The sequence below is a fragment of the Ruegeria sp. BB6 genome (genome assembly GCF_056539385.1).
This window is the reverse complement of record NZ_JBQFUW010000001.1, coordinates 583468-601405: the sequence shown is the minus strand read 5'-3', so window position 1 is coordinate 601405 and position 17938 is coordinate 583468. Positions and strand designations below refer to the sequence as shown.

Here is a 17938-nt window from a genome sequence, read left to right as displayed (position 1 = left end):
TCACTAATTCGCCGTATGGTCCGGAACGTCTTCGACCTGTTCAACCGCATGAGTTGCCCAAAGCTCGTCTTCGCCCGCGTCCGGCAGGCTATCAGGCTTTTCGTGACGGTGAATATGCCATTTGGCAATGAACAGAGCGGTAATCGGGGCGGTCAGGAACAGGAACAGTGTAATCAGCAGCTCGTGCAGCGACAGCTTCTGTTCCAGAAGAACAGAGTGGAAAATCGAGGCCAGCAACACACCGCCCACCCCAAGGGTCGTCGCCTTGGTGGGCGCGTGCAGTCGGGACATCGGATCCTTGAGTTTGATCATCCCATATGATCCCACAAATCCAAAGATACCTGAAACCACAAGAAAGAAGGCGATCAGCAGTTCAAAGAAAAATGTCATGACGCCCTCACTCGATAATGTTGCCGCGCAGCATGAAGCGCGCGTAAGCAACGGTTGAAACAAAGCCGAGCATGGCGATGATCATGGCGGCCTCGAAGAAAATCTCGGTCCCCAGCGACAGCCCGTACAGGATCATCAGCGCAATTGTGTTTATGACCATAGTGTCCAGCGCCAAGACTCGGGTGCCGACGCCATCGGCGGTGATAATCCGCCACAGGCACATCATGATGGCGGCTCCGAAACAGGCAAAGGCAAAATAGATCGCATAGGTGATCATTCAAAAATCTCCTTTAGCCGACGCTCGTATCGCTGCTTGATCTGATCGCGCACCTCGTCCGGGTTGGGCGCATCAAGGCAATGTACCAGCAGATTATGCCCCTGCGCCGACAGATCGCAGCTTACGGTGCCGGGGGTCATTGTTATGGTTCCGGCCAGAACCGTAATCGCTTCGGGCGTGCGCAGGTCCAGCGGAACGCTGATCCAGTTCGGCTGGCGGTCAGCGTCCCGTTTGAACAGGATGATCCGGGCAACCGTAATATTGGCGATCACGATGTCCCAAAGCACAACCAGGATGTATTCAACCACCATTGGCCAGTTGCGCAGCTTGGGGCGGTCTGGCCAGTAGGGTTGCGTGATGAATGGGATGATAATCCCCAAAAGCAGGCCAAACACCAACGAGTTCAGAGAGGGCTTGTTTGCCAGCAGAACCCACACAACCGTCAAGAGAAAGGTCAGGTGAGGGTGCGGAAAAACCCGGTGCAGGAGTCTCATCATTCTTCGTCTCCCAAAACGGCTGCGATGTAATCTTCTGGGGTGAATAACTGCTCGGCCGTGCGGCTTGCGTATTGCAAAGCCGGACCCGCGAACAAGGTCAGCACAACAAGGCCCAGAGCGGCTGCGAACACGGCGGTGAACGCCAGGCCGGGTTGAGGTTCTGGTGCCGGGGCGGGCTCAGCTTTGTCCTCGTTTTCCGGGTCTTGTTCCGTGTTGTGCTGGGCGTCGTGGCTTTTCCAGAAGATCAGTGACCCAGCTCGGGCCAGCCCGACGATTGTGACAAACGACCCGAACAGGACCACCGCCCAGATCGCAGTGGCATCTGGCGCATCCCGCGCAGCATCCAGCACCAGCAGCTTGCCAACAAAACCCGACAACGGCGGCATACCGGCCAAGGCGATCGCACCAACGAAGAACAGGGCCGAGATCAGACCGCCCTGCGGCATGGGCGCAGTGGGGGCGATTGCTCCGCCCCGGCGTTCCACAACAAGGTCGGCCACCAGAAACAGAAGGGCCGTCGCAAGGGTCGAGTGGTAGATATAGTAAAGCGCTGCGGCCGTCGCGGTTTCGGTGAACAGCGAGATTGCAACCAGCAAAGTACCCATCGAGGCAATAACGCAAAAGGCCACCATTCGCGCGATATGCTGCGCGCCGAGGATGCCGATTGTTCCAACGGCCAGTGTCACCAATGCTGCCGGTTGCAGCCATGCACCGACCAGCCCCTGTGTCGCTTGGACGTCCGGGCCAAAGCCAAGCGTGTACATTCGCAGGATGGAATAAGCTCCGACTTTCGTCATGATCGCAAAGAGCGCGGCCACCGGCAAAGGCGCGTTGGCATAGCTCGCAGGTAGCCAGAAGTGTAGTGGCAGTACGGCCGCCTTGATGCAGAACACCAGCAGCAGCAGCACAGCGCCAACCCGCAACAGCGCGGTATCCTCTGCGGGCAGTTCCGCAACGCGCACTGCCATATCCGCCATGTTCAGCGTTCCGGTCACGGCATACAGTGTCCCCAGCGCAAACAGGAACAGGGTCGAGCCAAGCAAGTTATAGGCCACGTACTGTACGCCGGCCTTTAGACGAACCGCGCCGCCACCATGCGTCATCAGACCGTAAGAGGCGATCAGCAAAACCTCGAAAAACACGAAAAGGTTGAAGGCGTCGCCAGTCAGGAACGCGCCGCATACGCCCATCAGTTGAAAGTGGAACAGGGCGTGGAAGTGTTTGCCTCTGTCATCCCAGCCTGACGCAATCGCATAGAGCACGATGGGCACGGCCAGCAACGCGGTGAGCAGGACCATCATGGCGGACAGCCGGTCGAGCACCAGAACAATGCCAAATGGCGCAGGCCAGTCGCCAAGTTCGTAGACCTGGATGTCCCCGCCAGCAGCCTGAGTAGTGATGGTCAGGGCAATGCCCAAAAGCGCCACAACACCTGCGACCGAGAAGATGCGTTGCAGGTCCAGATGGTATCGCAGGACCATGATGATGAATGGGGCCAGGATCGCGGGCAGGACGATCGGCGCAACGATCCAATGGTTCATGCGTCTTCTCCCGCAGCGTCGGTGCTGTCCTGTGCCTTCATGTCAATATGGTCGTCCTTCGAGGACAAATACGCGCTGAGTGCAATCATGACGATCACCGCCGTCATCCCGAACGAGATCACAATCGCCGTCAGCACAAGTGCCTGTGGCAGCGGGTCGGTATAAGGCACGTCTTCGTACTTGTTCAGAACGGCCGGTGCATTCAGCGCCAGCCGCCCCGTTGCGAACAGGAACACGTTCACCGCATAGGTCAGCAGCGAAAGGCCGAGAATAACGGGGAACGTCCGGCGGCGCAGGATCAGGAAAATCCCGGCGGCGGTCATGATGCCTACTGCTGAGGCTACGAGCGCTTCCATCAGGATTGCTCCTTCTCTAGTTCTTCTTCCGGCGGATCGTCCCGAAGCGGGTTGATGTCCATTGGAAACTCCTGCGCCATGCCCGGCTGCCAAGCGAACCGTGACAGGCTGTCGAGCGCAAGCATCACAGCCCCCAGAACCGCAAGGAAAACGCCGGTATCGAACAGCATCGCAGTCGCCCATTCAAATTCTTCCAGCGGGGGCCAATGGAGATACCCGAAGTCGCTGGTCAGGAACGGGCGTTCATTGAACCACGCGCCCAGTCCGGTGGCGGCGGCGATCAACACACCCCATCCAATCGTCCCGTGATAATAGAACCGCTGCCGCTCGATGGCCCAGGTGTACCCACTGGCCATGTATTGCATCAGGTAGGCGATGGCGACGATCAGACCGGCGATAAAGCCGCCTCCGGGCTGGTTGTGGCCGCGGAAGAAGATGTATGCGCCAACCATCAGCGCAATAGGCATCATCATTCGAGTCACGACCACCATCATCAGGGGGTGCGCGTCTCCTGACTGAGGCCAGTGTGGTTTGCGGTTCAGCAGGTAGCTGCGCACATTGGTGCCCAGAACGGATTCTGTCAGGGCAAAGATAATCAGGGCCGCGATGCCCAGAACAATGATCTCGCCAAAGGTATCAAAGCCCCTGAAATCGACCAGGATCACATTGACGACGTTAGTGCCCCCTCCGCCCTTGTACGAGTTGGCAAGGTGGAACTCGGAAATGGTCGGGAACGCAAAGTCGCGCAGCATGAGCGCGTAGATCAAAGCGCCCGATCCGATCCCTGCCACAACCGAGATCGCTGCGTCCCGCCACCGCCGTGCCGCGCTGCTGTCCCACGGCGTATCCGTGGGCAGGAAGTTCAGCGACAGCAACAGCAGGATCATGGTCACCACCTCGACCGAGATTTGTGTCAAGGCGAGGTCAGGTGCCGACAGATAGTTGAACGCCATTGAAACGATGAGGCCGACGACTCCGATCAGAACCAACGACAACAGCCGGTTGCGGTGGAACCACATGATCGCCAGCGTTGCACCTACAAGGCAGATCCAGCCAATGATCGGGATGATCGGAGCGGGCAGCGGCTCGCGTGTTGCGGCGCCGATCGACCCGGTCGCGTATGCGTAGTACCCAAGCCCGACCGTGAAAGCGATCATGATAATGGCGTAGCGGCTAATAACGCCGTTGTGCAGCGCGTCTGTGATCCACCGGCTCAGGATCGTGAGTGCGCCGATGACCCTGTCAAAGATCGCTTTGGCCTCGGGGCGGGGCATGGTGGTCCACAACTGCTCTCCCCGGCGGTGGAGGGCCAGCAGGAACAGACCGCCCAGCGTGGCAACGATCGACATGTAAAGCGCGGGCGTAAAGCCATGCCACAGCTTCAGCGAGTAATAGGGCAACTTCTCTCCACCAATCACCGCGCTGGATACGACCGCGACCAGAGGTCCCACGATGGCCGCAGAATAGAGACCGATCAAAACGACCAAAACAACCAGAAAGGCCGGAGCCAGCCATAGTCCGACCGGGGGATCATGCGGATGCGATGGGTAGTCGTTGCGCTGGGGGCCAAGAAACACGTGGCTGACGAAACGGAACGAATATGCGGCCGAGAACAGCGCCGCCAGCAAAGCCAGCCCCGGCACCAGATAGTGCGAGTTCAGCCAGGTGGTGTGAACAGTTTCCTCAAGCATCATTTCCTTGGATAGAAAGCCGTTCAACGGCGGCAGCCCGGCCATCGACAGTGCAGCAATCATTCCGATGGTGAATGTTATCGGCATGAGCTGACGCAGACCGCCCAGCCGCTTGATGTCACGGGTTCCGGTCTCGTGATCGACAATACCGGCCGTCATGAACAAGGCGGCCTTGAACGTCGCGTGGTTGATGATGTGGAAAACGGCAGCAACGGCTGCGAACTTGGTGCCAAAGCCCAGCAGCATCGTCACCAACCCCAGATGCGACACCGTTGAAAATGCCAGCAGCGCCTTCAGGTCATCCTTGAACAGCGCGATGCACGCGCCGATCAGCATCGTGACCAGACCCGTAGTCGCAACGATATAGAACCACGCGTCGGTTCCGGCCAGAACCGGCCACATCCGCGCCATCAGGAAAAGCCCTGCTTTCACCATCGTGGCAGAGTGCAGATAGGCTGAAACCGGCGTTGGCGCAGCCATCGCGTGGGGTAACCAGAAGTGGAATGGGAATTGGGCCGACTTGGTGAAACACCCCAGCAGGATCAGGATCAGCGCCGGTAGGTAGTATGGCGATGACTGGATCAGCTCTTTGTTCTGGAGAATGACGCTCAGGTCATAGGAGCCGACGATATTGCCGAGGATCAGCATCCCCGCGATCATGGCAAGCCCACCTGAGCCTGTGACAGCCAGCGCCATCCTCGCACCTTGGCGGCCTTCGGGAAGGTGTTTCCAATAGCCGATCAGCAAGAATGAACTCAGCGACGTAAGTTCCCAGAAAATAAGCAGAAGAAGGACGTTATCAGACAGAACAATACCCACCATCGCGCCCTGAAACAGCAGCAGGTAGGTATAGAACTGCCCCATCGGGTCTTCGCGCGACAGGTAAAATCGCGCGTACAGAATGATGAGCAGGCCGATCCCAAGGATCAGCAGAGCAAACAGGAACCCCAGCCCGTCCAGCATGAAATTTGCGTTCAGCCCAAGACTTGGAATCCAGTCGAATCTGGCCGTTACGACCTCGCCGCGCATGACCGAAGGGATGTGGATCAAAAGCCCCATAAGTGCCAGGAAAGTGGTCAAACCCGCCGCTGATGCAGCTGCGTTGCGTCCCGCCCTGATAAGTAGGGCTGGAAACACAGCGCCGAGAAAGGGAAGGGCCGCGATGAGGAATAGGGACAAGTGCGATACTCCGGTCTGGGCGGTCAAAAGTGGTACTGATTTTGTAAGGAAATTTTTCCGACTGTCCAGCTATTGCAAGTTTAGAGCTTTGATCTAGTGCGGTCGCAAACCGATGTTTTTGACGCGATGAAATGACGCGATCTTGATGACTGCGCAAAATTTCGGCGCGGAATTCAAACCTATGCTGTGATAAACCGGTTGCGTCGGTTCAGGAGAAGGCGGCGTGTCGGACAAAATGAACAAAGCGCGTAGATGGATATTGCTGGGTGGCGCTGCTGTCTTGGCTGCCGGCTTCGCTGTTCGGGAATATCAGCTTACCCCTCCTCCATACGATGGGGACCAGATTGGCGTCAGGGACGCGCATCAGCAGGCTGTTTCCGGTGAGATTTTGTTGCTGGATATCCGCACGCCGCGAGAGTGGAAGGCCACAGGCGTCGCAGAAGGCGCGGCACCGCTGGACATGCGCCGGGAGGATTTCGTCGACGTGTTGGATCAAATGACGGAAGGCGACAGGAGCACGGCAATCGCTTTGATCTGCGCGCGCGGTGTGCGATCTGCGCGGTTGAGTAACCGTCTGAGCGAAGCCGGGTTCTCCAATATTATTGACGTTCCCGAAGGAATGCTCGGGTCCGCCGCTGGACCGGGATGGCTTCGTGCGGGGTTGCCTGTGGGCGCATATAGCGAGGAAATTCTATGATCCGAACGGTAACTCTGGCACTTGGATTATCGCTTGCAGGACAGACCGGCCTTGCCGCCTGCGCCGATCAGGATGGGATGTGCGAAACGGCTTCGGGCGGGTATCACATCGAACTGCCACAGGCTGAAAATCCGCCGCTGGTGGTTTTTCTGCACGGGTATGGCGGCACCGCGACGGGGACATTGAAAAACCGCAGTATGGTCGATCCTCTGCTGGCCCGTGGCTATGCGGTTATGGCGCCGGAAGGGTCCGAGCGAAACGGACGCCAAAGCTGGAACTTTTTCCCCGGATGGGAGGGCAGGGACGAGACCGCCTTCCTGACCGAAGTGGTGCAGGACGCCTCGGACCGGTTCGGTATTGACGCCGACCGCGTGGTGTTGGGCGGATTCTCCGCCGGTGCCTTCATGGTCTACTATCTGGCCTGTGCTGCGCCCGAGACATTTTCGGCCTATGTGCCGGTATCCGGCGGGTTTTGGCGGCCTCATCCCCAAAGCTGCGACGGACCGGTGCGTATGTTTCACACGCATGGCTGGACGGACAATGTGGTCCCGCTGGAAGGCCGTATCCTTGGTGGAGGCCGCTTCCATCAGGGCGACATTTTCGCCGGGTTGGAAATATGGCGTGTGGCCAATGAATGCGCAGACACCAAGCCCACGGGCTTTTCCACAACGGGCCAATTCATGCGCCGCCACTGGAGCGGCTGCGCCGATGGCAGCGCGTTGGAATTCGCGCTGTTTCCCGGTGGGCACAACGTGCCAAAGGGGTGGGCCGATATGATGGTTGACTGGTATGAGGGTCTGCCGGGGGGCTGATCAAAGCCCCTTACTCGGCAGGTGTCATAACGCCCTTGCCCTCGATCAGGCGCTTCAACTCGTCCCGGTGGCGGCGAGCCGATCTGGTGATCGCAGGTTCCTGAATGTCCTCTTTCATTCCAACCATTCGGCGCGCGGGTGCAGATGATACGCCGCTGAGCGCCGACAGCGGGATGGCAAACGCAAGGCTTATGGCAATCGGAGCCAGCCAGATCGACACGAGGCCCGACAGAATGCCGACACTTAGGGCGATGCCGCTGACCGTTTCCAGCGCGTGGCACAGGATCAAGGTGCGCAGCCCATAGCTGCCGCCGTCCCGCGCCTGCGGGGACCAGCCTTTTTGCACGCCTAACGCAGTGCGGAAAACGGCGATCATCTGCTGCACCATAAGGATCGGAGCGTAGAGGACGGACAGGACCACCTCGGCCAGAAATGAGGTCAGAAACTTGGAGCCTCCACCGAACTCGGAATAGCGCTTACCGCTTAGGGGCAGGGCTAGAACGCCAAGCACTTTGGGGGCCAGAAGCATGGCATACATGACCAGAATGATCAGGACGTGGCGGGTTTCCGACATTTCCGGCCACTGCGGGAACAGAGGGTTATCGGGGCTGAAATAGTGCAGAACCGAAGCGTCCTGGCCCTGACCGATAAGCGCCCACATGACCAGCAAGGCGAACCAAAGCGGTGACATCAGGTATCCAACAGCACCGTGGAACATGTGGAACCGCGACACGGCCCGAAACCCGGCAGAGTCCAACAGTTTCAGGTGCTGCAGGTTGCCCTGGCACCAGCGCCTGTCCCGCAATGCGTGATCAATCAGCGTCGGTGGTGTTTCCTCGTATGACCCACGGATGCGCGGCAGGAACCGCACGCCCCATCCGGCACGGCGCATTAGCCCGGCCTCGACGAAATCGTGGCTCATGATCAGCTTTTCCTGGCCGCTCAGCGACCGGAGTTTTGGCAGACCCGCGCAATTGGCAAAAGCCTTGGTGCGGATAATGGCGTTGTGACCCCAATAGTTGCCCTCTTGCCCGCACCAACGGGCCAGACCTTCGGCAAAGGCAATGCCATAAACCCCGTTGGCGAACTGCTGCATGCGGGCAAAAACCGACTGCGCGCCGATCAGTTGGGGATAGCTCTGGATCAGACCCGCGCCGGGGTCGCGCGCCAAAGAGTCGGTCAGGCGCAGGATCGCTTGGCCGGTCATCAGGCTGTCAGCATCCAGCACCAGCATCGCGTCCCAATCAGCGCCCCAGCGACTGACCCAATCGGCGATGTTCCCGACCTTGCGGTCCGTGTTCTGTTCGCGCCGACGGTAATAGAGCTCCAGCCCCGGGGCGAGCGTGGTGCGCAATGCTTCGATACTGGCTTGTTCCTGCGCCGCAATTTCGGGGTCGCGAGTGTCGGACAGGATGAACATGGCATAGTGGTGCTGCCCCCCCTGCGCGCGCAGGTCTTCCAGCATCGTCCGGGCATTCCCCAGAACATTCCACGGCACTTCGTTGTAGACGGGCATGAGCAGGGCTACGCGCAGTGGCTGTGCGCGATCCTGTCGTTGCGGCGGCTCTTGCCGGGACAGCGAGATCATGCCCAGAAGAACAGTGCAGACCGTGAAGGCGATCCAGAAGAAATTGAACGAGATCAGGGTCAGAAGAATGCCTTCCACCAGATTGATCCCTTCTGCCGCAAACCAGTCCGCCATGACCCACAGCAAGCCCAGCGTCGCCGCCATCGCGGGCGAGAACGCAAGCGCGCGCCAGAAACCAGCCGAAGGGCGCTTGCCGCCCGGCACCTGCGCATCGCGGAACCCCGCGCGGAAATCCTGCGCTGGCATCGCCAAAGGGGTTTCTGGCGGCATGATATGAAGGTCGTGGCTCATGTGGTCCAACGGTACAGCCAGACCTCAGAGGCCGGTTGCTTGTCTTTCATCAACTGAGCGCGCAGTTCGACGTGGTTACGCTCACCCGGCTGGAAAGAGAACGCCAGCCGCAACCCACCCGTATCGGGGTTTCGTTGCAATACGCCATCCGAGGTCTCAGCGTGTGGCGAGTCCACGAAGATGGTCATCGCCTCGGGATCATCGAACAGATCGCTGGGTTCAAAGTCGATGACAGCCAGACGGCCTTCGCCAAAGGTGTTGTCCCCCATCGCCGTGTTGATCACGCGCGGCATTGGGGTGCGCTGCGGTTCTTCGCCCCAGATCAGGCGATAGGACAGGTCAACCTGACTGCCTGCCGCATATGGCTCCATCGGCCGCCAGTAGGCGACGATGTTGTCGTAAATCTCTTGATCGGCCGGAATTTCCACCAACGTTACGGTGCCCTTGCCCCAGTCCCCGTTCGGTTCAACCCACAGGCTGGGACGTTTGTGGTAATTGGCCTCAAGATCGGCGTAGTCCGAGAATTCCCGCTTGCGCTGCATCAGGCCGAAACCGCGCGGGTTCAGGTCGACGAAAGAGGAAATCTGCAGGCGGGTGGGGTTGGCCAATGGCCGCCACAGAACTTCTCCGGCGCCGTTGCGGATCAGCAGCCCGTCGCTGTCGTGGACGGCGGGGCGGAAATCGTCAAAGCGGCTGTGGTTGGTCTGATCGAACAGGAACATCGAGGTGCCCGGCGCGATACCCACATGTGTCAGGTCTTCTCGCGGGAACAGCGTGGCTTCGACATCCATCACGCAATCCGCACCGGCGGTGAGGTTGAACCTATAGGCACCGGTCACGCTGGGGCTGTCCATCAGGGCGTGTACAACCATGTTGCGTTGGCCGGGCTCAGGGCGTTCCAGCCAAAAGCGGATGAATTCCGGGAACTCCTCTCCGTCCGGATCGCCGGTCTTCAGGGCAAGGCCACGCGCGGACAGGCCGTAGACTTCGTGCAGCCCGATAGCGCGAAAATAGCTGGCCCCTTGCCAAACACAGAACTCGTCTGTCTCGCCGGGGCGGTGCATCTCGGTCCGCAGGCGCAGGCCTGAAAAGCCCAGCGTATCGTCGATGGGCAGTTGCGGCACGTCTTCGGATTTGTCGAACATCGACAGATCGAAAGCGACTGGCGTGGCCATGCCCCCCTCGACCGTGGACACTTTGACAGTGCGGGGAAAGTAGAGTCCGGGCGTAAAGAAATCGACGTTAAATGGCGTCTCGGTCTCGTACCACAGCGCGCGATCCAGACGGAACCGGATCGAGCGGTATTGCTGATAGGTCAGATCCTGCCATTCCTGCGGGACCATTTCCCGTTCCGCAAATGGCCGGCTGGCCAGATCACGGGCAAGCGCGATCACGTCATCGCGCTGGAAAGGAACTTCACCACCTACCGCAAAGGTCGCCGGGGCGAATGCAAGCGCCGAGGTTGAGGCCAGAAATGCGCGACGTGTGAAATTCATTTTTTCGACTTCCAGGGTTGTGACTTAAACCAGGCGGCCATGTATGCGACGCCGATGATCATGGCAAAGCCAATCATGTTGGCGGCAAATACACTGGCAACATCCCGCCCACTCAGGTCCAGGCCGACGCCGATAAGTCGCGCTGCTGCCATGGAAAAAACGAAGACCGCCAGCGATTGCTGCCCAACTTTGGTGATGACGGTCAACAGGAATTGCCAGACCCGCGCGGCGGCCCCGTGCCCGGTGGCAATCAGGCGGTGGCCATGTTCACCTGCGACGACCCAGCCCAGATAGGCCAAGGACAGGAAGTGAATATAGCGGAACAAGCCAAACTCGGTCTTGTCGCGGAATTCTTTGGTCACGGGCCAGACCTTGCGGATTTCGTCGGCAAGGTCAGGGGCTGCCGCATTGATCCACATGAACACTTTCCAAGACCCGAACGGCATCGACAGGATCAGGAAAAGCGCCGCTGCCCAGATCAGTGTTTTTGACACTGGCGGGGCAGGAATCCAGCCGCGCATGAAGGCAAAGCCGGTGAAGAACAGCAACTGCCAGCCAAACGGGTTGAAGAACCACTGCCGCTCTGACCACGGCTCGGCGGGCAAGGCCAGCGCACCCGTCTGTGCGACCAACCAGATCGCAATGGAAGCGGTGGCAACGGCCCAGAATCCGATCCGGTGCAGGCCCATGAACACGGGCATAAGCGCCAGAACCACCAGATACATCGGCAGAATGTCAAAGTAGTTCGGAACGTATGTCAGCGTGAACAGCCCGACCATTTGCGGGGCAGGGTCGTTGAAGAAATGCTGTAGGTTCAGTGACGAGACATAGGGTTTCTCGAAAAGCCCGGTCTGATCCAGCGCGGCCATCGACATTGCCACAAAGAAGAACAGACAGATATGCGCCCAGTATACCTGCCAGATGCGATAGGCGACGCGCGCTGTGCCCATCCACCAGCCTTTGCGCAAAAAGGCACCGCCAAACGCGATGGCCGAAGCCATGCCCGAGCAGAACACAAAAATCTCGGTTGCGTCCGAGAACCCGAACCGAGCGGGAATCCATTTGGCCCAAGGGTCGTTCGGGATATGGGCGATCAGGATGATGAACATCGCGATGCCGCGATAGAAATCAAGGCGCGGGTCGCGCGTGCGGGCAGGGGCAGCCGTCGAGGACGCCACCGGCGCAAAATCAGAAGCGGGCGATGCAGTCGCCATACGTTTTCTGTCCTTCTTTAGTCTTTTTGTTATTCAGCTGGGACGCTTTGTGCGTCGCCGCTGTCGCGGGCCGCGTCAATCAGAGCGCGGCGCGCAAGGGCATAATTGTCCTCTCCACCGGCCCGTTTGGATCGGCGGTCGTCCAGGATGCGCTCGACATCATCCAAGCGCCCGGCGCGCAGGCCGGAGTCAATCGTTATTCGCTCAAAAACATCACGTTGGGCATGGCTGCCCCCTACCAGTTGCATACAGTCGCGCGCGCTCGACAAAAAGTTGAAAGCCTCGCCATAAAGACCTTCGCCAAAGGCTTCAAGCCCTTTGGCCGCAGCGATCCCCGGGTCGGACATGCGGATCGGTGTGTCGCCGTGATTGCGCTGGGCGTCTTTCTGGATGCGTTGCAGAATCTTTCCGGTTGCCTCGGGGCGATTGTCGCCTGTGAGGGCCAACAAATAGTGCAGATCGGCAAAGATCAGACAGCCGTCCTCTGTGCGCGCGGCGCTGAGGTCCGCCAGTTCTTCCCAGCGGTTGCCGACATTGACGCCCTCAAGCTCCAGCCGGGACAGCAGCGAGGTCGCGTTCGAGATATCGCGGTAGTCGTCGGTTTTGTCCTGACGGATGTAGTTGTCGTATAGCTCCATCACCTGATCGACCTGACCCAGATCCAGATGCATCAGCGCCTTGTGCCACCAGACGTGATAGCGAAAGTTGTTGCAATGGGTCCAGGCGTCCTCACGCCCGGCCAGCCAGTCCAGACCCAGTTGAGCATTGCCTGTCATTTCGTGCACATGGGCGACGGCGTGCAGACCCCATGCATCGTCGGACACCATCCACAATGCCTGACGACCAGCAATCTCGGCCTTTTCGTAGGCGCCTGTTTCTTCCAACGCGAAAGAGTGGCAGCCCAGCAGATATCCGCGCCCTGCGTGGTCGGGTTCATACACGGGCATCACCCGTTCGATCGAGCGGCGCATCCCAGCGGAGTCCCCCAGCACAAACCGGGTGGCGTGGCTGAGCTTCATCGCAAGCGTATCCTGTGGATGTGCGCGCAAGATTTCCTCGAACTTCTGGATCGCGTGCGAGGGCAGGTCGGACAGGTAAAGGCCCAATGCATCAACGTACAGACGTTCCCGGTCTGTGACCGGCTGGCGCTCCATCGCGGCATTTGCGGCAGCCAGGGCGTCAGTCGCAACGGGCATCATTTCACGCCGGCCCAAGAGAACCATGAACAACCCTTTGACCGCATGACCCAATGCAAAGTCGGGCTCAAGCTCGAGCACTGTGCCCAAGTGCTGCGGGGTGATCGCAGCGTGCGCCATGAACCCAAGCAGCACTCCGTTCCACGCATCGACGCTTGCCGGGTGGCTCAGAGTGTTCATCTGTCCGAAAACGTCTTGTTTCATGCTTGTGGTCCGATCCAGTTGAGAATTTTTTACAATATTCGACTTATCAGAGACTCTAGCGGCGTCGTATCAGTATCGACCAACCTCTCGAATTGGTGAAAGGCCGTGTGTGTAAAACGTGAAAAAAACCGCCGATTCAACGGCATGTTTCAGCAACATGCCGCCTAATTCGGCGTTGTGTTTCAATCTTTGAACGGATTTTCAGCGTTCAGAACATCCTGAGTGTCCGCCCCAAAGACCGGCGGTGCCGCACGATATGTGACAGGCGTGCGCGAGAATTTGAGCGGATTGCCGATCAGTTTCACCTCGGCCGGGTCTGCCTGCATTGCAATCTGCATCTGCCTTGCCGCGACCTGTTCGGTGTCAAATACCTGATCCATTGTCTGCACGGGGCCGACGGGCACTTTGCGGTTTTCAAGCTCGGTAATCACGGTTTCTGTGTCAAAAGACCGAACGGCGGGGCGAAGGATCGCGTTCAACGCGTCCCGATTTTCAAGACGGGCCGGGTTGGTGGCAAAACGGGTGTCATCGGCCAATTCCGTGCGTCCGATAAAGTCGCAGAAACGCCCGAACTGGCTGTCATTCCCGACCGCCAGAATGACGTGGCCGTCCGATGTTTCATAAACATCATAAGGCACGATATTCGGATGGCCGTTTCCGCGCCGCTGTGGAACGTCGCCAGAGGTCAGGTAGTTGACCCCTTCGTTGATCAGCCATGCGATCTGAGCATCCACAAGCGCAAGGTCGATCTGCTGGCCCTCTCCGGTCAGGTCGCGATGGCGAAGCGCGGCCAGAATCCCAACGGTTGCGTACATCCCGCACATCACATCCGCGATGCCCACGCCTACCTTCATCGGAGCGCCCTCGGGGTCGCCGGTAAGGGACATGATGCCGCCATAGCCCTGCGCCATCAGGTCATAGCCAGGTTTCGACGAATTCGGCCCCGTCTGCCCGTAGCCTGAAATCGAACAATAGACGAGGCCGGGAAGCTCTTGTGACAACGCCTTGTAATCCAAACCGTATTTCGCCAACCCTCCGGGTTTGAAATTCTCGATCAGGATATCCGCGTGCGAGGCCAGCCTTTTGATCTCGGCCTGACCTTCGGCTGTCGCGATGTCGATGGCGACCGATTTCTTGTTGCGGTTGGCCGACATGAAATACGCGCTCAGGTCCGAGGGGTTTCCGTCGGCGTCTGCCACATAGGGCGGCCCCCATTGGCGCGTGTCGTCGCCTTTGGTCGCCGGGTTTTCGATCTTGATCACGTTGGCACCCAGATCTCCCAGAAGCTGAGTGCAGGTCGGCCCCGCAAGGATGCGAGACAGGTCCAATACCTTTACGCCCTTCAGCGGGCCTTCAGATCCGGCCATCATAGCCTCCTCGGTCGATTTCTGCGGCGATCACAGTGAATGTGTTGGACTTCATCGCAGCGTCCAGCGCCGCGCGCAACTCGGAACGATTGCGGACCGTATGGCCGCTGCCGCCAAAAGCCCGGCCCATTGCCGCGAAATCGTGGCGGTCAAAGTCTACGCCCTTGTTTCCCATCTGCCGTTGCCGCTGTTTCAATTCGATCAGGGCGAGGCTTGCGTCCACGAAGACCAGAAATATCGGGTTGCCGCCCATTTCGGCGGCGGTCGAAAGCTCTCCGGCGACCATCAGGAACCCGGCGTCCCCGGAAAAGCTGATCACGGGGCGGTCGGGCTCGGCCAATTTCAGGCCGATCGCCATCGGCACGGCACAGCCCATCGTGCAAAGGGCCGAGGACTGGATCAACCCACGTTCCTCGGCACATTCCCACATCTGGCTAAGCAGGATGCGATGCGCCCCGCTGTCAGCTGTGGCCAGCGTTTCCGGCGGCAGGACAGCCCGTGTTTCAGCGATGACGGCAGCCGGTCCCCACTCATCATCGGTTGGAAAAGCCTGGGCCAACGCGGATTTGACCTTGGCAGGCTCATCGCCGGGCCAGGTTTTGCGGGCGGGGTTGCCCTTGGCAATCGCTTCAAGCGTGGCACCTGTATCGGCCACCAGATTCAACCCGGCCTGATGCATGTAGTGGTCATTGACCACGGCCGAGATATCAATGACCCGTTTCTCATCAGGGTCCCAAATCTCGCGCCAGCCGGGGCGCATTTCGATCGGGTCGTAGCCCAGACATAGCACCAGATTCGCCTGTTCGACCAACGGCACCAAGTGCTTATCTGCCAACGGCGACAGACCCGCACCGCCCAAGCACAAGGGATGATCTTCGGGCACAACGCCCTTGGCTTTGTAGGTGGTGACGAATGGAATGTTGAAGTGTTCCAGAAACGCCTGCACGACGTTGCGCGAGTCATCGTAAAGGACATCAAGCCCGACAATGGCGATGGGGCGTTCAGCCTCGGTGACCCAGCGCCGGGCTTTCTCAACGCAATTCCCCTCGGGCGCGACTGCGCCGGGTTTGGTAAGCCTGCGACGTTTGACGCCCGATACGCGGGTATCCGCGACCGAGATGGGCACATCAATATGTACCGGACCCGGACGGGGTTGGTTGGCCAGCGAAACGGCTTTGTCCGCAATGATATCCGCGCCTTTTGCAGTAAGCGTAAAGGTCCCTTTGGTGATCGAGCGGTAGACCTGCGCGTGATCCATGACCTGATGGGTATAGGTCAACGCCTCATCCGCGTCGACGCATCCGGTCAGCACGATCATGGGCACCCGGTCCTGCAGGGCGTTGGCGACCACGTTGATCCCGTTCATCGCGCCGGGGCCGAGCGTCGCGACCAGAATGGCCGGCGCGCCGTCGCGGTGATGCACGGCTTCGGCCATGAAGCCTGCTGCGTTCTCGTGTTTGGTCAGGTGAAAGGTGATCCCGGCCTGTTCCAGCGCGTCCACCAGTGTCAGAACTTCACCACCCGGCATGCCAAAGGCGTGGCGGCACCCGGCCTCGTAAAGACGTTCGGCCAGAAGGTCAGCAGCGCGCGGCGAAAGGTCCTGCATCAGTCGTGCTCCGATAAACTGTTTCACAGCAGATTGCGGAGGACAGCCCGGGACGCAAGGCGGATCACGCCAGTGTGACTAATTGACTGCGGTTTCGGCTATTATTTGGAACTTTGTGTCCAGGTCTGACGCTATGTCTTTCAGCGTGTCACCGCCTTCAGGCAAATAGGGTGAGAAAACAAAGCTGGGCGTCTTGTATGACAACGTGGCGGTGCCATCTGGGTTTTCGGTAACATAGAACCGGATCGGGGCTTCAATCATCGCGCTTACGGATGTCCCAAGAACTTTTACCGCGTAGTCGTTGTTGAAAACACCTATGACCAGATTGCCCGGAATAGTGATCCCGCGCGCAGCGGCTGCTTTGGTTGGCCCAGCTTGTGTCACAACAATCAGCCCGTTTTCCTTGATGGCGTTTTTGGTGTCAGTCACCAAGTCGGCAAAGGTTTTCTCTGTCGGATAGATGGCCCAACCGGTCAGCGGCCCTTCGGCCCAAGCAGACAGCGGTAAAATTGCCAACGCAAACCAGAGAGCTTTCATATGACGATCTCCTGAGACGTGCCCAAGCGAAACTTGCCAGAAACAACTGCGCCGCGCAGTCACAATCTTGTGCGCTTTCAGGATTGCGCGGCGGATCATAAAGGCTCAGAAACAGGCGGATGACAGGAAACGAGGTCTGCTTTGGATCAGATACGCTTATTGATCTGCAAGAGTTGTTCCGGTTCCCGCGACCACGCGGCTGAGTTGCAGGCAGTGCAGCAAGCGCTGAAAACAGCTGGCCTGCAGGATCAGGTGACATTGGGCGACCAAGCCTGTTTCAGCAGTTGCGCTGAGCCCACAGCCTTGGCGCTGCAAGGGCAGGGGCGGGCGTCTTACGTGTTTTCGGGGGTCGATGTGGTGAGGGATGCGGACGATATCGCCGCGACTTGCCTGACCTACCTGAGCAGCCCAAAGGGGTGGATCGAAGACGCCCGACCATGCGGGCGACTTCGGATGTGCTTGCGCGCGCGCATTCCCGCGCTTTAGTCGACCTGAACCGTGACCGTGGCGCTGACGGGTGCGCCGTCAACGGTCAGTGCGCTGTGGCTGTTCGAGTTCAACGAGACAGCCACCTCGACCTCACCTTTCGGCAGGTCGCTGATATGCATCCAGTTGCCATAGAGCCGCGCCAGTTTTTCGCCGTTGACATAAACATGTGCGTGGCCTTCTCCGGGTTTGTCCTCGGTCGAGGCGTTCTCAGGTGAGAACCGAAAGTTCTCGGGCATGACATGCAGGTTCCACCCCGCCATTGGATCTTTCGTTAGCGCGACAGACACGTCAGGCGCGTTTTCGCCTGAAGGTAGGTTCACGCTGGCAGAGTGGTCATGCGCCACCGATTCCGCGGCCGTGCCTGAGTGGTGTGACGGATCTCCGTGGTCGTGACCGTCGAAAGTGACCCCGTTTGCGGCGGCGACGACGAAACCAGCGCCCCCGCCGAAAACAAGACCGATTGCAAAAAGGGCAAGTGAACGTGCCATTTCAGTTCCTTGAAAACAAAAA

At 59.1% G+C, this 17938-nt stretch carries 17 protein-coding genes; 3 read left to right on the top strand and 14 right to left on the bottom strand.

Translation table 11 applies throughout. The annotated features are described in order from the left end of the window. Nucleotides 1–3: 3 nt before the first annotated feature. From ACR0B7_RS02930 to ACR0B7_RS02905, 6 genes are read right to left on the bottom strand one after another with little or no spacing between them, the layout of a single operon-like run. A complete protein-coding gene (locus tag ACR0B7_RS02930) occupies nucleotides 4–390 on the bottom strand; it encodes a Na+/H+ antiporter subunit G (protein ID WP_170382358.1) in 387 nt (128 codons plus the stop codon). Between the two features lie 7 nt (nucleotides 391–397). Beyond that, nucleotides 398–667: a K+/H+ antiporter subunit F gene (locus ACR0B7_RS02925; RefSeq protein ID WP_170382360.1), complete on the bottom strand. Its 270-nt coding sequence runs from the start codon at nucleotides 665–667 to the stop codon at nucleotides 398–400. After that, nucleotides 664–1161, bottom strand: a complete 498-nt coding sequence (locus ACR0B7_RS02920) for a Na+/H+ antiporter subunit E (RefSeq protein ID WP_170383255.1) — start codon at nucleotides 1159–1161, stop codon at nucleotides 664–666. The genes ACR0B7_RS02925 and ACR0B7_RS02920 overlap by 4 nt, the downstream gene beginning before the upstream one ends. Next, nucleotides 1161–2705 carry a monovalent cation/H+ antiporter subunit D gene (locus tag ACR0B7_RS02915; protein ID WP_170484766.1) on the bottom strand — a complete coding sequence of 515 codons (1545 nt, stop codon included), beginning with the start codon at nucleotides 2703–2705 and terminating at the stop codon, nucleotides 1161–1163. The genes ACR0B7_RS02920 and ACR0B7_RS02915 overlap by 1 nt, the downstream gene beginning before the upstream one ends. Further along, on the bottom strand, nucleotides 2702–3061 hold the full coding sequence (locus tag ACR0B7_RS02910; RefSeq protein WP_170382364.1) for a Na+/H+ antiporter subunit C: 360 nt from the start codon (nucleotides 3059–3061) through the stop codon (nucleotides 2702–2704). The genes ACR0B7_RS02915 and ACR0B7_RS02910 overlap by 4 nt, the downstream gene beginning before the upstream one ends. Then, nucleotides 3061–5931, bottom strand: a complete 2871-nt coding sequence (locus ACR0B7_RS02905) for a monovalent cation/H+ antiporter subunit A (protein WP_170576675.1) — start codon at nucleotides 5929–5931, stop codon at nucleotides 3061–3063. Before ACR0B7_RS02905 ends, ACR0B7_RS02910 begins: the two co-directional genes overlap by 1 nt. Before the next feature lie 235 nt (nucleotides 5932–6166). Here ACR0B7_RS02905 and ACR0B7_RS02900 point away from each other — a divergent pair, with 235 nt between their 5' ends. Both ACR0B7_RS02900 and ACR0B7_RS02895 read left to right on the top strand, forming a co-directional pair. Then, nucleotides 6167–6628, top strand: a complete 462-nt coding sequence (locus tag ACR0B7_RS02900; RefSeq protein ID WP_170570312.1) for a rhodanese-like domain-containing protein — start codon at nucleotides 6167–6169, stop codon at nucleotides 6626–6628. Then, entirely contained in the window at nucleotides 6625–7440 is an 816-nt protein-coding gene (locus ACR0B7_RS02895) for a PHB depolymerase family esterase (RefSeq protein ID WP_170484770.1), read from the top strand. The genes ACR0B7_RS02900 and ACR0B7_RS02895 overlap by 4 nt, the downstream gene beginning before the upstream one ends. A gap of 10 nt (nucleotides 7441–7450) precedes the next feature. Here ACR0B7_RS02895 and mdoH read toward each other — a convergent pair whose 3' ends face one another. The 7 genes from mdoH to ACR0B7_RS02860 form a co-directional block, all read right to left on the bottom strand. Further along, a complete protein-coding gene (gene mdoH, locus ACR0B7_RS02890) occupies nucleotides 7451–9319 on the bottom strand; it encodes a glucans biosynthesis glucosyltransferase MdoH (RefSeq protein WP_170484772.1) in 1869 nt (622 codons plus the stop codon). After that, complete coding sequence (locus ACR0B7_RS02885) at nucleotides 9316–10815, bottom strand: glucan biosynthesis protein G (protein WP_170484774.1); 1500 nt, start codon at nucleotides 10813–10815, stop codon at nucleotides 9316–9318. Before ACR0B7_RS02885 ends, mdoH begins: the two co-directional genes overlap by 4 nt. Beyond that, the gene (locus tag ACR0B7_RS02880) at nucleotides 10812–12029 is read right to left on the bottom strand and encodes an OpgC domain-containing protein (RefSeq protein WP_170576674.1); all 1218 of its coding nucleotides are present in this window, start codon (nucleotides 12027–12029) and stop codon (nucleotides 10812–10814) included. The genes ACR0B7_RS02885 and ACR0B7_RS02880 overlap by 4 nt, the downstream gene beginning before the upstream one ends. A gap of 29 nt (nucleotides 12030–12058) precedes the next feature. Then, complete coding sequence (locus ACR0B7_RS02875; RefSeq protein ID WP_170484778.1) at nucleotides 12059–13429, bottom strand: tetratricopeptide repeat protein; 1371 nt, start codon at nucleotides 13427–13429, stop codon at nucleotides 12059–12061. 182 nt (nucleotides 13430–13611) lie between these two features. After that, nucleotides 13612–14796, bottom strand: a complete 1185-nt coding sequence (locus tag ACR0B7_RS02870) for a CaiB/BaiF CoA transferase family protein (protein WP_170484780.1) — start codon at nucleotides 14794–14796, stop codon at nucleotides 13612–13614. Then, entirely contained in the window at nucleotides 14783–16402 is a 1620-nt protein-coding gene (locus ACR0B7_RS02865) for a thiamine pyrophosphate-binding protein (RefSeq protein WP_170576673.1), read from the bottom strand. The genes ACR0B7_RS02870 and ACR0B7_RS02865 overlap by 14 nt, the downstream gene beginning before the upstream one ends. Nucleotides 16403–16480: 78 nt before the next feature. Then, on the bottom strand, nucleotides 16481–16939 hold the full coding sequence (locus ACR0B7_RS02860) for a DUF302 domain-containing protein (RefSeq protein ID WP_170484784.1): 459 nt from the start codon (nucleotides 16937–16939) through the stop codon (nucleotides 16481–16483). Nucleotides 16940–17080: 141 nt separating this feature from the next. Between ACR0B7_RS02860 and ACR0B7_RS02855 the strand changes: the two genes are divergently transcribed. Then, nucleotides 17081–17425 carry a DUF1636 family protein gene (locus ACR0B7_RS02855; RefSeq protein WP_170484786.1) on the top strand — a complete coding sequence of 115 codons (345 nt, stop codon included), beginning with the start codon at nucleotides 17081–17083 and terminating at the stop codon, nucleotides 17423–17425. Here the strand turns inward: ACR0B7_RS02855 and ACR0B7_RS02850 are convergent. Further along, nucleotides 17422–17916 carry a hypothetical protein gene (locus ACR0B7_RS02850; protein WP_170484788.1) on the bottom strand — a complete coding sequence of 165 codons (495 nt, stop codon included), beginning with the start codon at nucleotides 17914–17916 and terminating at the stop codon, nucleotides 17422–17424. The two genes, ACR0B7_RS02855 and ACR0B7_RS02850, sit on opposite strands and share 4 nt — an antisense overlap. Nucleotides 17917–17938 lie beyond the last annotated feature (22 nt).